Below are 13,713 nucleotides of genomic sequence, written 5' to 3' on the forward strand. Positions count from 1 at the left end.
ACTTTGGGATGATTTTTTTATCTTATAAAGGCAATTTCCTTATCGTTTCGTGAAGCATTAAATAATAGCTTATAGAGTAAGTAAAACGCTACGCCAATGCTGATATTAACATACCAGGGGATATGAACAACTGGGCCGATGTGTACTAAATCTGGTAAGAACATCGAAACGAGGAATGGAATAACCATCACAATCCATAATACAAAAAATATTGTAATTTTTTGTCCTCTTGTTTCATCATCTTTAAAAGCGCTAAGTTGTAAATATTTGAAGATACCGAAAATGATTGCACCGATAACAAGTGAAGTTATAAGATTAGCAGTTAATTCACTACCGAGATAAATCGCATTGTCTCTGTGTAACAGATTTAAGATGATAAAATCAGCGATACCTGAAATACCTCTAAATATTGCAAATAGTAGAAATAACATTGAAGCACCAAATATCCACATATTACGCTTTGATTCTTTTGGAATTTCAGCAACTAAATCTTTAGCAAATTGTTCTGGATCATTGCCGAAGAATTCCTCAGTCGTTACATCATGCATCTGTGCTTCTAGTAAGTGATCTAATAAATCCATTAAAGTCACTTCTGTAACGCGCTCTGAAATTGATAAATCACAGCGTAAATACATCAATACCTGCTCATAAACCTTTAAATTTTCCGGCGTCAGTTCTTCACGTTTTAAATTGTTTTGTTCGATAATATCTTTTGTTTTCATGACATTCACTCCTTATTAATCAAATGAGATATTGGTCCGACAATTGCATTCCATTCTTCGACCATGTTCTCGAGTTCTTCTTCACCTTCAGGCGTAATAAAGTAATATTTTCGTTTCGGTCCGACATCACTTGCCCGCATTTCACTGGTAATCAAATTTTTCTTTTGTAAACGAAGAAGAACTGGATAGATTGTCCCTTCGCTGATGTTACCGAGTCCGGAATCGAGTAACTTCTGTGAGAGTTCATAACCATAAACTTCTTTTTCTTTAATGATTGAAAGGACGCATGCATCGAGTAATCCTTTCAATAACTGAGTGCGTATACTCAAAAGTTTCACCTCTATTTTGTAATACAAGATAGCTATTCTTTTAAAAGCTACTTTGTATTACCAAGTAGCTTATTTATAATATATAACTTCTCGTTTTGGATGTCAAATATTGTTTTAAATAATTTGAGTGGGCTGAATTTATGGTATTCAGCCCACTCACATCAATTCATTTAACTATTTTCTTTTTCCCATCTTCGCATTACGATTTGCTTTTCCTTGTTGGGTCATCTTCTTCCATTTGTTTCGTTCAGCACTCATCTTTGCTTCGTCATTACGTCGTTCCACAAATGCAAGTTCTCTTAAATATTTATTATATCGTTCAAATCGCTCTTCAGTTAATTCACCTGATGTTATAGCAGCATTGACTGCACACCCTGGTTCGTTCGTATGGGTACAATCATTGAATTTGCATTGTACGATAAGTGATTCAATATCTTCAAATTCAGTTACAAGTCCTATATTCTCTCCGGTACTCCAAAGCTGGAACTCACGCATTCCTGGTGTATCGATTAATATTCCACCATCATCTAGTACAATGAGTTCTCGGTGAGTAGTCGTATGTTTCCCTTTATCATCGGTCAATCTGATTTCACCAGTATCCATCACTTCTTTTCCTAATAATCGATTGATTAAGGTAGATTTGCCGACACCACTTGATCCAAGTAATGTGCCTGTTTTATGTGCTTTTATATAAGCTTTAATAGTTTCTATATGATTATTACTATCGTGCTGTACAAAATAGACGGGTACCGCTGGTGCTACATTGCTTAATTCAGCAATCATAATTTCTTTTTCTAATTCTGTAATTAAATCAGCTTTCGTCATAATGATACTCGGTGTTGCACCTGAATCATATGTAGCGATTAAGTAGCGTTCTAATCGATTGGTGTTAAAGTTATCGTTACAACTCATCGTAAGAAAGGCATAGTCGATGTTCGTCGCGATTATTTGTGGTTTCGTTTGATTACCGGCAGCATTTCTGATGAATTGTTGTGTTCTTGGTAATATATGTTGAATAATACCTTTATGTTCATTTGGAAATGGTTTGACCAGCACAAAGTCTCCGACTGCAGGGATTTCTATAAGATCATGACTACTGAATTTATCTTTACCAGAGAGCTGAACGAGGTATTCATCATCTTCAGTAAGTGCACGATACATCCCTTTATGCTGTACAGTTATTCTTGCTTTAAGCAATTTTTCATCGATTGTATTTGCTTGTTTCATTCGTTCTTCGTTATATCCTAATTGAGTTAAAAATTCCATTATATTGCTCCTTTTCTATATAAAAATACCCGTGGCGATATATCGTCACGGGTATACGAGCAATAAATTAGCGAGTAATGTCCATGACGAAATAAGATGTAGCATTTACCAAATTAAATTTCGCCATAAAACATCACTCCTTTCTTTTTTATTATCATAATAAGTTTTATGAATTATGTCAATATAGCATTATAGGTAAATGTGAGACATCATTATTTCGTTTAAATGGTGTTTCATCTGGAATGTTGGTATATTAAATGTATTAACAAGAAGGAGGTATTTTAATGTTTCGTATTAAACAGGATTTTATGAATCAATATCGTATGGAAGCAAATACGACAATCGCATGTCTAAAAGAGTTAACTGACGAGTCTTTAGATCAGGCAGTATCAGAATTAGATCGTACTTTAGGGGAGATTGCTTGGCACGTTATTTCAAGTGTCGGAGGTTTTGCCGAACGTGCCGGTTTAAAAGTAGAAGGTGCAACATTTGATTCAGCTAAACCAGAAACAGTTGCTGAAATGGTAACAGCTGCTGAGGAAATTTATAATAATACGTTAGCTGCTTACGATGCTTCGTTAACAGACGAAAGTTTAATTGAAGATGTTGATTTCTTCGGTCATAATATGCCGAAAGGTCATCTGCTTTATTCGATGATTGCTCATCAGGCACATCACAGAGGTCAAATGACAGTATTGATGAGACAGGCTGATTTAAGAGTCCCACCAATTTATGGTCCATCTCGAGATACGCAATAATTTATATGTAATAAACTTGAAAGTAGGTAGTCGATTGCAGACTACTTACTTTTTTTAATTTTGATAAACTTTTATGTGATATTGATTAGTTTAGGGGTATAATTATTTATCATTATAGATAAATAGAGGTGACAAATGGAAATTTTTATTATTATTTTAAGTCTTGTATTTGCAATCATTGTCTCTACGATTGTTAATTATTATTTTCCAAAGGTGCCACTCGCCTTCATACAGATTATTATCGGGATGCTTATATTCTTAACACCGATTCCTTTACATGTTGAATTTGAACCTGAACTTTTTTTGATGGGGATTATCGCTCCACTTTTATTTTTAGAAGGTTATCATGTATCAAGATTAACTTTTATAAAATATTTAAAGCCAATCATCTTAATGGCGATGGGACTGGTATTTACAACAGTGATTGGATTAGGTTATATCGTACACTGGATGATGCCATTTCTTCCACTCGCAGCAAGTTTTGCACTCGCTGCAATCATTTGTCCTACAGATGCTGTAGCAGTGCAGGCAATCGCTAAGGGAAAGAAACTGCCTAAAGGATTAATGACTATTCTAGAAGGTGAGTCGTTACTTAATGATGCTGCTGGTATTTTAAGCTTTAAGATTGCTTTGCTCGCATTAACAACCGGTACATTCAGTGTTAGTGAATCAGTATCACAGTTTTTTATTGCTACTGGTGGTGGTTTACTGATTGGTTTATTTGTCGGTCTATTGTTTGTACAGCTGAGAATTTTCTTAATCAGAAAAGGATTCTCTAATGAATATATCTTTATTTTAATTCAGCTTTTAACACCGTTTATAATTTACGAAATTGCTGAACAAGTTCACGCGTCAGGTGTTATCGCGGCTGTAATCGGTGGAATCATACACGGTATTGAGCGCGATAGAATGAGTCAGGCAACGACACGTTTACAGATGGGTTACAATAATACTTGGGGATTATTATCAACTGTATTAAATGGATTCGTCTTTACTTTACTCGGTTATTTAATCCCTGAAGTGACTACTTCTCTTGTTGAACATGGTAATGAAGATATCTTTTCGACAGTGATGTATATGCTTATTATTGCGCTTCTTGTATACTTCTTTAGATTTATCTGGGTATTTTTCCTATATGATATGTTTTATATTCGAGAAAGTCGTTTTGAACGTATATTAAATCGAGAGAATATTGATCAGAAAGAAGTTCGACCAAATCGATTCAAGTATGCGTTGATTGCAACTGTATGTGGTGTACACGGTACAATCTCTATGGCAATTGCATTGACGATCCCAAGAGAGATTGTTCACGGAGAAGTATTTAATTATAGAGATAATCTATTATTTATAGCTGCAGGTGTTATTGTCATCAGCTTAGTTGTCGCACAAATCTTCTTGCCAATATTGACGCCGAAAGTTAAAGAGGTTGTTGATGAATCGATGCTTAGCTTTAATGATGCGCGTATCAAGTTAAAAGAATACGGTATTAAATATATTCATGATAATACGACAGAAGAAAATAGTATGATTGCTGGAAATCTAATTCGTCAATATACGATGCAGGTTGGTTTTTATAGTGAAGTAACCGATAGAAATCATAGTCCGAAAGAAATTGATCGCCTGCATGCGATTGCGATGAATGTGGAAATGAAGACTTTAGATGAGATGATTGATTCAAATGAAATTACTCAAAGTTCATTTAACAACTATGTACAATATATTGAACGTTCTAAAATATTTCACTCTACTAACTTTTTTAGACGTATGCTGTTTCTATTTAGAATGCATCGCAAACGTAAAGAATTTGCAAATCGCATTAATCAGGCGAGTTCTTTATCGATAAAGAATAATTTATATGAAATACAAAAGGTCGCTGCGCGTGTTCATTACAATGTCGTCCAGCGTTTAAGTGAAGAAATGACTTTAGACAATCGTGTGGAAATTGCATTAGTATCAGATAATTATTTAAATAGGGTGAATCAATTAAAACGAAATGCAACAAGTGAGACACTAGAAGATGACGAAACGTTATTTGCACTAGATGTATTAAATGCTGAGAAAGATTTAGTCAACCGTCTATTAGCTAGAGGAAAGATAACGACAAGTTTAGCAGTAGAACTCAGACAATCGATTAACTATGATGAAATGATGTTGCTCGATACATATGAGGATGACTAACATAGAGATAGTTAATACGAAAGAAGCTTCCAGCAAATGATATGCTCCCTATAAAGTAGACACTTAAAAAGTGAAAACTTTATAGGGAGTTTTTAATTTGAGAAAAAAGAAAATTACACTTGATAAATATCAACAAATCTTCGATTTGTATGAAGACGGAAATTCATTTAGCAGTATCATAAATAAGTTTGGTTTGGATATTAATAAAGTTACACTCGCAGCTGAATATAGAAGATACTTAGAACATGGTATTCACTCTCTTAAATCAAGAAAAAATAATCATTCATATACCTCGGAATTTAAAAAAAGTGTTATTCATGAGTATATTCAAACGGGCAAATCATTTCAAACATTAGCAGCAGAATATAACATTCCATCTCATGAAACTATACGTAAGTGGGTAATAAAGTATACTGAAGGAAAAGAGAATAAAACTTATTCTCCAAAACCGGAGGTATATAATATGAAAGCTAGAAAAACTACTTTAGAAGAGCGTATTGAAATCGTAAATTATTGTATAAGTAACGAATTTGATTACAAAAGTACTGCTGAGAATTTCAAAGTGAAATATTCTCAGGTTTATAGCTGGGTGAAAAAATATAATGAACATGGTGAAACAGGACTTATAGATGGACGTGGAAAAGGAAAACCTACAGAAACATTGAGTACTGAGGAACAATTGAAATTGAAATTAAAAGCATTAGAATCAAGAAATCAATTTCTAGAACTAGAGAATGAAGCTTTAAAAAAGAGAAAACAAATCGAAAGGCAGTTGATGAATCAAAAGTTAAACAATTAGCATCATATAAAACTGTAACTGAACTAAAAGAAAGATATCCTATTAAATGGATATGTGATGCTCTAGGTATTTCAAGATCAAGTTATTACAAATGGTTAAATAGAATAATTCCAAGCACTGAAATTGAAAATGAAAATTTAAAGAATGAAATTCTTCGAATATACAACTTGTCTGGTGGTACTTACGGTTACAGAAGAATTTATATCTATTTAAGACTATTTACTGAATATCAGGTTAACCATAAAAAAGTACAACGAATCACTCAAAAATATAATATTAAAGCTTTGATCCGCCAGAAAAAGAAAAAATACATCCGTAGTACTCCAGAAACAACTGCTTTAAATGTGTTAAATAGAGATTTTCAACAAAACGAGCCAAATAAAGTATGGTTAACAGATGTGACAGAGTTCAAATTAAGAAACGGCAAAAAAGTATACCTTAGTGCAATCTATGATTTAGGTTCTAAAAAGATTGTGAGTTATGAAGTTTCACGAAGAAATGATAATCCATTAGTTTTTAATACATTTAATAAAGCTAAAAAAGAAAATGAGACTGAAGATATTATTTTTCACAGTGATAGAGGGTTTCAGTACACAAGTAGAAATTTTAATAAAAAACTGAAAGAAGCTAAAATGATACAAAGTATGTCTAGAGTTAGCAGATGCATAGACAATGGCCCAATGGAAGGGTTTTGGGGTTTATTAAAATCGGAGATTTTTAAAAGTAAAAAATATATTTTTGAGGATTTTGATCAAGCTAAAAAAGAGATTAGAAAGTATATTAAATTTTTTAATGGCGATCGTATTTCATTAAAAATGGCTGCGCTAATACAAGCGCAGCCGAGTAACTAAGTTTTATTTTTTTAAGTGTCTACTTGACAGGGTGATGTTCAAAATGCTGGAAGCTTCTTTTAATTATTTAGTGGCGTCTTGCCTTTAAAGTTTACAAGATCATATGCAAGTTTTACATCTTCATCACTCGGTGGTTCAACATCAGATAAAGGATATTGAATACCCAATGCTTCCCATTTATGTACCCCAAGTTGATGATAAGGAAGTATTTCAAATTTTTCTACGTTCTCTAGACGATTGATAAATTCGCCGAGTTTGATTAAATCTTCTTTATCGTCTGTTATACCTGGCACAAGTACATGTCTGATCCAGACAGGTTGTTTTCTTTCTGAAAGCATTTGAGCAAATCTTAATATATGAGTATTAGGTTTACCTGTTAGTTTCAAATGTTTCTCATTATCAATATGTTTAATATCTAATAGAAATAAATCGGTGTTCTTCTGCATTTCATCGAAATGATGCATAAATGCTGGTGTCTCATTAAAGCAACCTGCAGATGTATCAACACAAGTAGAAATACCTTGCTGCTTTAACTTTGCAAATAACTCTTCAAGGAATGGTAACTGCAGTAACGGTTCACCACCACTAACAGTTACGCCACCACCTGAAGCGTTAAAGTAGGGGATGTAAGGAACTACTTCTTCTACAATTTCATCAGCAGTAACTTCTCTTGAAGGTGCACCGATTTCCCATGTATCAGGATTATGACAGAACTGGCAACGTAGGAGGCAACCCTGTGTAAATAATATATAGCGTAAACCAGGTCCGTCTACCGTACCTAAACTTTCTACTGAATGAATATGTCCTTTAATCATTTAAATCCCCGTCCTTTAATTACTTAGTGCATTGTTATATACTACATTTTTTCATGGAATGTTCTTGAAATAACATCTAATTGTTGTTCTCTTGTTAATTTAATAAAGTTTACTGCATATCCTGATACACGGATTGTAAGTTGAGGGTATTCTTCTGGATGTTCCATCGCATCAAGTAAAGTTTCTCTGTTAAATACGTTAATGTTTAAGTGGTGACCATGCTGCATTGCATATCCATCAAGTACACCAACTAAATTTTGTTGTTGTGAATCATCTTCTTTACCTAATGATTTAGGTACGATTGAGAATGTATTAGATATACCATCTTTACAGCAATCATAAGGTAACTTCGCAACTGAAGATAATGAAGCTAAAGCACCGTTTTTATCTCTGCCGTGCATTGGGTTAGCACCTGGTGCAAAAGGTTCTCCTTCTTTGCGACCATCAGGTGTATTACCTGTTTTCTTACCATATACAACGTTTGAAGTGATAGTAAGTACTGACATTGTATGTTCTGAATCGCGGTAAGTTTTGTGTTTACGTAATTTACCCATAAATGATTCTACTAATTCTACAGCGATATCATCGACACGTGCATCATTGTTACCGTATTGAGGGAAATCTCCTTCAGTTTCGAAATCTACAACTAAACCATCTTCGTTACGGATTGTTTTCACTTTAGCGTATTTGATTGCTGATAATGAGTCGGCTGCAACTGAAAGACCTGCAATACCTGTAGCCATTGTACGGATAATTTCAGTGTCGTGTAAAGCCATTTCAATTCTCTCATAGCTATATTTATCATGCATATAGTGGATAACGTTTAATGAGTTAATATAAACGCCAGCTAACCATTCCATCATTTGATCAAATTGTTTGTAAACTTTATCATAATCTAAAATTTCATCAGTGATAGGCGCGAAGTTTGGTCCAACTTGTGCGCCGCTTACTTCGTCAACACCACCGTTGATTGCATATAATAATGTTTTTGCTAAGTTTGCACGTGCACCGAAGAATTGCATTTGTTTACCGATCTTCATTGCAGATACACAACAAGCAATACCATAGTCGTCGCCATAACTTTCACGCATTAAGTCGTCATTTTCATATTGAATTGAGCTTGTTTTAATACTCATTTTTGCACAATATTTTTTGAAGTTTTCAGGTAAACGTGTAGACCATAATACAGTTAAGTTTGGTTCTGGTGCTGGACCTAAGTTATCTAATGAATGTAAGAAACGGAAAGAGTTTTTTGTAACTAATGGACGTCCATCAATACCGACTCCAGCGATTGATTCAGTTACCCAAGTAGGGTCTCCAGAGAATAATGCGTTGTAATCTGGTGTACGTGCAAATTTAACTAAACGTAATTTCATGATGAAGTGGTCGATGATTTCCTGTACTTCGATTTCTGAAATTGTACCAGCTTTTAAATCACGTTCTGCATAAATATCTAAGAATGTAGATACACGACCTAAACTCATTGCAGCACCGTTTTGTTCTTTAATTGCTGCTAAGTATGCTAAGTAAGTCCATTGAACAGCTTCTTTAAAGTTTTCAGCTGGACGAGAAATATCAAATCCATAAATATTACCTAATTCTTTTAATTCATTTAATGCACGATATTGTTCAGAAACTTCTTCACGCAAACGAATAATGTCTTCTGACATTACTGATGATAAGTTATTGAAGTCTTTTTGTTTTTCATTCATTAAGAAATCTACACCATATAATGCAACACGGCGGTAGTCACCGATAATACGACCACGTCCGTAAGCATCTGGAAGACCTGTAATGACACCAGCTTTACGACAAGCTAACATTTCTTTAGAGTATGCATCGAATACACCAGCATTGTGTGTTTTACGATAATCTGTAAATGTTTTTTCAGTTTCTTTATCTAATTCATAGCCATATGCTTCACAAGCAGCTTTTGCCATACGAATACCACCAAATGGTTGCATAGAGCGTTTGAAAGGTTTCTCAGTTTGAACACCGACAATTGTTTCAAGATCTTTATTTAAATAACCTGCGTCATGCGATGTGATAGTAGATGGTATTTTTGTATCCATATCCCACATACCACCACGTTCACGTTCTTCTTTTGTTAACTGCATAACTTGATCCCATAATGTCTTAGTTGCTTCAGTTGGTCCAGCTAAAAACTCATCTTTACCGTCATATAAAGTGTAGTTTAGTTGGATAAATTCACGAACGTCGATTCTTTTGTTCCATTTACCAGTTTTAAAACCTTCCCAAGCATGTGTTTTTTTAGTTTCTTCTTTAAACATATTAATCCCTCCAAATTTTCATTATGTTAAATACTTCACAATACTATTATAACAACTTTACGTGAAAATAATCACATTATTTTGGAAACGGTTAATTTTTTTGAAAATGTTGATTTATAGCTTTTTATCTGTAATGGTACACATTATTATTTTGTTTTTTGTATATATAACAGCTAAGATTTATAGCTTTTGGAGTCCATTAATATTTAAGTTTAGTGTGGAGTTATCAAACATATCCATGTACAATAAAAAAGGTGAAATAACATGAGGAAATTATTGATAAATGAAACAATTAAGATAAAAGAAATTGCCGCATTACATGAAAATATCCCATTAACTTACGATTCATCATATAAAGTAACACCTTTGGATATTGATTTGCGGTACGAATCAATTCAATTACTGATGAAGAATAAGCAAGATCAGATTATAGTCCTGGAACAAAACAACAAAATCTGTGCATACATTTGGTATGCAATAGATGATGGAATACATATTAAATCAACATTTGTTTATCCGGAATATCGTAATCAAGGATACGCGATACAACTCAAGAACTTTGTTGAAATAATCGCCAAAGAACAACACATTGGTATTATATACAGTGATGTTGATACGAGAAATTTTCCGATGAAACAATTAAATGAAAGATTAGGATATCAATTTAAAGAGCATAGTAATCGAATGATAAAAATAATAGAGGTGCAAAATGATTAGAACGCTTTATATTGATGAAACGAATACGTTGCATGTTTGTGATTCACCCTATGATATAGAAGTAACGCCGAAATGGTTGTGGGTGGATATGAGTGAACCAACAAAAGAAGAGAATTTACTGCTAAGTCAGTTTTTTCACTTTCATCCATTATCTATTGAAGATGCAACGACGGTTAAACAACGCCCGAAATATAAAGAATATGATGATTATTTATTTTTCGTCTTTCATGCAATTGACTTGCGTACGATGAAACCTGAAGAAATTGATATCTTTATCAATTCAACCCTTATTGTGACTTATCATAAAGAAGCTTCTGAAGAGGTGGATAAAGTCTGGCATACGATGCTAAACAAAAAGCCGAATGAAAAGGTTACGACAAATGAAGTGATGTATAAAACGCTTGACGCCATCGTCGATAACTATTTCCCGTTCGTATATGATTTAGAAGACAAAGTATTCTCGTTTGAAGATAGGCACTCAGTAGATATATCAACTGAGAACTTAATAGATGAAACGTTTGATTTGAGAGAAGATCTATTATTGATTAGACGTACAGTATTGCCAATGCGAGATTTAGTATATCGACTATTAGAAGGCAGAGTATTGGCATTAAGTAAGAAACAGAAAATATTTCTGCATCATATTAATGACCATTTAATTAAGCAGGTAGAGATGATTGAATCTTCCCGTGAGATGACAGCGGATATTCGTGATAATTATATCTCACTGAACTCTTTTAGAATGAATAATATCATGAAAATTTTAACAATATATTCAGTAATTTTTATGCCACTGACTTTAATTGCAGGAATTTACGGGATGAACTTTGATGTCATGCCTGAATTGCACTGGAAATACGGATATTTAGCAGTATGGATTGTGATGATTGCTATTACGGTTGGAATGATAGGCTACTTCCGAATAAAGAAGTGGTTTTAAAATAAAAGGAGCAGAATTAAATTTCTGCTCCTTTTATCATTATTTCACATATGTACTACAATAATAAATATTGTGCCATTCTTTAAACATTACACCTTTGTCACCTTCGATAGGGTCGTGTTCTGGTAACTTTACACTATTTATCGTACTGTTAATTGTTTGGATTTCTTCATAGCTTGTTAACGTTTCAACATCAATATCTGTTGGGTATGCACCGACTACTTTAAAATCTTTACTTGCTTCGAGACTTTTATGACCATAGCCTGCAGGGAGTAATAATGCATCACCTTGTTTTACTTTTAACTGACTTCCTGATTCACCGCCTATCATTAAGGTTGCTTCACCTGAAGCGATACCAAGCACTTCATGTGTATTAGGATGGAAATGATGATAGTCAAATACACCATTTGTCCATATACCTGTCCATTGATTATGTTTAAATATTTCAGTAAAATCTCCTTCAACTTCCTGATAGACGATAACTGGCAGGATCATGTGATTCGGTGTGCTTTTTGATACAGGACTATGAATTATTTTATATTTCATAATTATTCCTCCTCTTAATGATATATTATTATTGTTCGTTATTTCTTTTTATAAAGCAAAAGATAAGATTTTAACCAAATGTTAATTCCATACGAAATTTATATTCTATGTTAAAATAAAGATAGAATGATGAAGGTGGGATTAACTTGAAAAACTTTGCGTACTTAGCAATTTCAGGTGCTTTATTTTTAACTGGCTGTAGCAATGATGATACAACAGCGATAAAAAAAGATATAGAATCATTAAAGCAGCAAAAAGATAAATCAGAAAAAGAATATAAATCATTACAGGAAGATAATAAATCGATTGATAAAGAAATTAAAGAAAAGCAGTCTGAAATAGATACGCTGAAAAAAGAAAAAGAAGCTGAAATAAAAGTTCAAATTAAGCGTGAAGAAGCTGCGAAGAAAAAGCAGGAGGCTATCGATAGACGCAATCGATTGATCGCAAAACAAAAAGCTGAACAGGAAGCTAAAGTGCGTGCGCAGAAAGAAAAGAAAACAGCACAGGCAAGAAATAAAGCGACCATGCCAAACACAATTGCGGCAAGTACAAATGGTAAAATTCAAACGATTAAATCAATTCGTAACGTCGGACTTGATTTTAATGATGCCGGCATGAAGATATCAATTAACCGTATACAAATATTTAAAGTAACAGATATGCCAAAAGATCAGGTCGTACTGTTCGATGGTGAGACAGAAGGTTATGTACTAATCTATGAAGTAACTGCAGAGAATACTTTAGATAAGCCGTTATACTATAATAATATCGGTGTTCTGGATTTAGGTGATAAGAAAATATTTTCTGAAAATGCTTCTTTTATAACACCGGAATTACAGGAAAGTTCAATGAAGAAAAGTAAGAATAATTACAGTGAATATGCGCCAAAGGAAAAAACAATAAGTTATAAATCAATCGCTATTAATAAGGAAGACTATAAGCAGGTCGAAACAGGTAAAGCGCATCTATTTATTAAGGGTGGCGTTTCACAGGCGAAAGATATGAAAGATAAAACAGATAAGCAGTCAAAAGGATATTTAATTCAGCAGTGAAAGAGATAGATATTTTGAATGTTTTTTACTGATAGAATCGGGAATATGTAAGAAAAGACTACGGAGGCGTTCGATATGCATGAAGAGAAATTTGTACTGCTGGAAGGTAAATCATTTAAATTATCAGAAATAGCACGTGAACTTGAAGCAATCACGGGTTACACTGTTAAAGATAGTTATGGAGATATCAATCGCATTGTTGCACAGAAACCAAACTTTGATCAGGATTTTGAAAGTTATTTAGTTACTTATGAATTCAACGAATCAGATGATTTAGCAGATGTAACTGTTACAACACCGAAAGATGAAGATGTCAATTTTCAAAATGACAAAGTTAAAGTGAGATTAATTTCTTATAAAACTAAATAGTAACAACAAAATAAACTTACAGTAGTGTGTTAGTGTATATGTCATAATATATATTAATACACTATTTTAATGAGGAT

13 protein-coding genes are annotated in these 13,713 nt (G+C 33.4%); 7 read left to right on the top strand and 6 right to left on the bottom strand.

Translation table 11 applies throughout. The features are described 5' to 3' along the window. Positions 1 to 17: 17 nt before the first annotated feature. The 3 genes from HT586_RS03335 to rsgA all read right to left on the bottom strand — a co-directional run bounded on the left by HT586_RS03335 (position 18) and on the right by rsgA (position 2,317). Complete coding sequence (locus tag HT586_RS03335) at positions 18 to 722, bottom strand: DUF1129 family protein (protein WP_203546310.1); 705 nt, start codon at positions 720 to 722, stop codon at positions 18 to 20. A 5-nt stretch (positions 723 to 727) separates the two neighbouring features. Next, positions 728 to 1,051 (bottom strand): PadR family transcriptional regulator, encoded by a 324-nt coding sequence (locus HT586_RS03340; protein ID WP_203546311.1) that lies wholly within the window; start codon positions 1,049 to 1,051, stop codon positions 728 to 730. Positions 1,052 to 1,225: 174 nt separating this feature from the next. Further along, positions 1,226 to 2,317: a ribosome small subunit-dependent GTPase A gene (rsgA, locus tag HT586_RS03345; RefSeq protein WP_203546312.1), complete on the bottom strand. Its 1,092-nt coding sequence runs from the start codon at positions 2,315 to 2,317 to the stop codon at positions 1,226 to 1,228. A gap of 284 nt (positions 2,318 to 2,601) precedes the next feature. Between rsgA and HT586_RS03350 the strand changes: the two genes are divergently transcribed. From HT586_RS03350 to HT586_RS03360, 3 genes are all read left to right on the top strand, one after another. After that, complete coding sequence (locus tag HT586_RS03350; RefSeq protein ID WP_096077178.1) at positions 2,602 to 3,075, top strand: DinB family protein; 474 nt, start codon at positions 2,602 to 2,604, stop codon at positions 3,073 to 3,075. A 135-nt stretch (positions 3,076 to 3,210) separates the two neighbouring features. Beyond that, positions 3,211 to 5,253, top strand: a complete 2,043-nt coding sequence (locus tag HT586_RS03355; RefSeq protein ID WP_188018248.1) for a cation:proton antiporter — start codon at positions 3,211 to 3,213, stop codon at positions 5,251 to 5,253. A 97-nt stretch (positions 5,254 to 5,350) separates the two neighbouring features. Then, a protein-coding gene (locus HT586_RS03360) for an IS3 family transposase (RefSeq protein WP_238999212.1) occupies positions 5,351 to 6,903 on the top strand; the annotation gives its coding sequence in 2 pieces (ribosomal slippage) (positions 5,351 to 6,025 and positions 6,028 to 6,903; 1,551 coding nt in all). Between the two features lie 59 nt (positions 6,904 to 6,962). Here HT586_RS03360 and pflA read toward each other — a convergent pair. After that, a complete protein-coding gene (pflA, locus tag HT586_RS03365) occupies positions 6,963 to 7,718 on the bottom strand; it encodes a pyruvate formate-lyase-activating protein (protein ID WP_188018247.1) in 756 nt (251 codons plus the stop codon). Positions 7,719 to 7,759: 41 nt separating this feature from the next. Continuing rightward, positions 7,760 to 10,009 carry a formate C-acetyltransferase gene (pflB, locus tag HT586_RS03370; RefSeq protein ID WP_188018246.1) on the bottom strand — a complete coding sequence of 750 codons (2,250 nt, stop codon included), beginning with the start codon at positions 10,007 to 10,009 and terminating at the stop codon, positions 7,760 to 7,762. 264 nt (positions 10,010 to 10,273) lie between these two features. Here pflB and HT586_RS03375 point away from each other — a divergent pair, with 264 nt between their 5' ends. Next, positions 10,274 to 10,726: a GNAT family N-acetyltransferase gene (locus HT586_RS03375; protein ID WP_188018245.1), complete on the top strand. Its 453-nt coding sequence runs from the start codon at positions 10,274 to 10,276 to the stop codon at positions 10,724 to 10,726. Further along, positions 10,719 to 11,666, top strand: coding sequence for a magnesium/cobalt transporter CorA (corA, locus tag HT586_RS03380; protein WP_096077173.1), 948 nt, complete (start codon positions 10,719 to 10,721; stop codon positions 11,664 to 11,666). Before HT586_RS03375 ends, corA begins: the two co-directional genes overlap by 8 nt. A gap of 39 nt (positions 11,667 to 11,705) precedes the next feature. Here corA and HT586_RS03385 read toward each other — a convergent pair whose 3' ends face one another. Further along, the gene (locus tag HT586_RS03385; protein ID WP_096077172.1) at positions 11,706 to 12,212 is read right to left on the bottom strand and encodes a cupin domain-containing protein; all 507 of its coding nucleotides are present in this window, start codon (positions 12,210 to 12,212) and stop codon (positions 11,706 to 11,708) included. 146 nt (positions 12,213 to 12,358) lie between these two features. Between HT586_RS03385 and HT586_RS03390 the strand changes: the two genes are divergently transcribed. Together HT586_RS03390 and HT586_RS03395 are read left to right on the top strand one after the other, a co-directional pair. After that, complete coding sequence (locus HT586_RS03390) at positions 12,359 to 13,267, top strand: DUF5068 domain-containing protein (RefSeq protein WP_203546313.1); 909 nt, start codon at positions 12,359 to 12,361, stop codon at positions 13,265 to 13,267. Between the two features lie 75 nt (positions 13,268 to 13,342). Beyond that, on the top strand, positions 13,343 to 13,636 hold the full coding sequence (locus HT586_RS03395; RefSeq protein WP_111745471.1) for a hypothetical protein: 294 nt from the start codon (positions 13,343 to 13,345) through the stop codon (positions 13,634 to 13,636). The last annotated feature ends 77 nt before the right edge of the window (positions 13,637 to 13,713 follow it).

The sequence above is a fragment of the Macrococcoides bohemicum genome, assembly GCF_016865215.1.
GTDB lineage: Bacteria > Bacillota > Bacilli > Staphylococcales > Staphylococcaceae > Macrococcoides > Macrococcoides bohemicum.

Excerpts from the sequence above, each read along its gene's own strand:
- HT586_RS03335 (WP_203546310.1), bottom strand. The coding sequence starts at position 722 with ATGAAAACAAAAGATATTATCGAACAAAACAATTTAAAACGTGAAGAA.
- rsgA (WP_203546312.1), bottom strand. The coding sequence starts at position 2,317 with ATGGAATTTTTAACTCAATTAGGATATAACGAAGAACGAATGAAACAA.
- HT586_RS03350 (WP_096077178.1), top strand. The coding sequence starts at position 2,602 with ATGTTTCGTATTAAACAGGATTTTATGAATCAATATCGTATGGAAGCA.
- HT586_RS03355 (WP_188018248.1), top strand. The coding sequence starts at position 3,211 with ATGGAAATTTTTATTATTATTTTAAGTCTTGTATTTGCAATCATTGTC.
- pflA (WP_188018247.1), bottom strand. The coding sequence starts at position 7,718 with ATGATTAAAGGACATATTCATTCAGTAGAAAGTTTAGGTACGGTAGAC.
- pflB (WP_188018246.1), bottom strand. The coding sequence starts at position 10,009 with ATGTTTAAAGAAGAAACTAAAAAAACACATGCTTGGGAAGGTTTTAAA.
- HT586_RS03375 (WP_188018245.1), top strand. The coding sequence starts at position 10,274 with ATGAGGAAATTATTGATAAATGAAACAATTAAGATAAAAGAAATTGCC.
- corA (WP_096077173.1), top strand. The coding sequence starts at position 10,719 with ATGATTAGAACGCTTTATATTGATGAAACGAATACGTTGCATGTTTGT.
- HT586_RS03385 (WP_096077172.1), bottom strand. The coding sequence starts at position 12,212 with ATGAAATATAAAATAATTCATAGTCCTGTATCAAAAAGCACACCGAAT.
- HT586_RS03395 (WP_111745471.1), top strand. The coding sequence starts at position 13,343 with ATGCATGAAGAGAAATTTGTACTGCTGGAAGGTAAATCATTTAAATTA.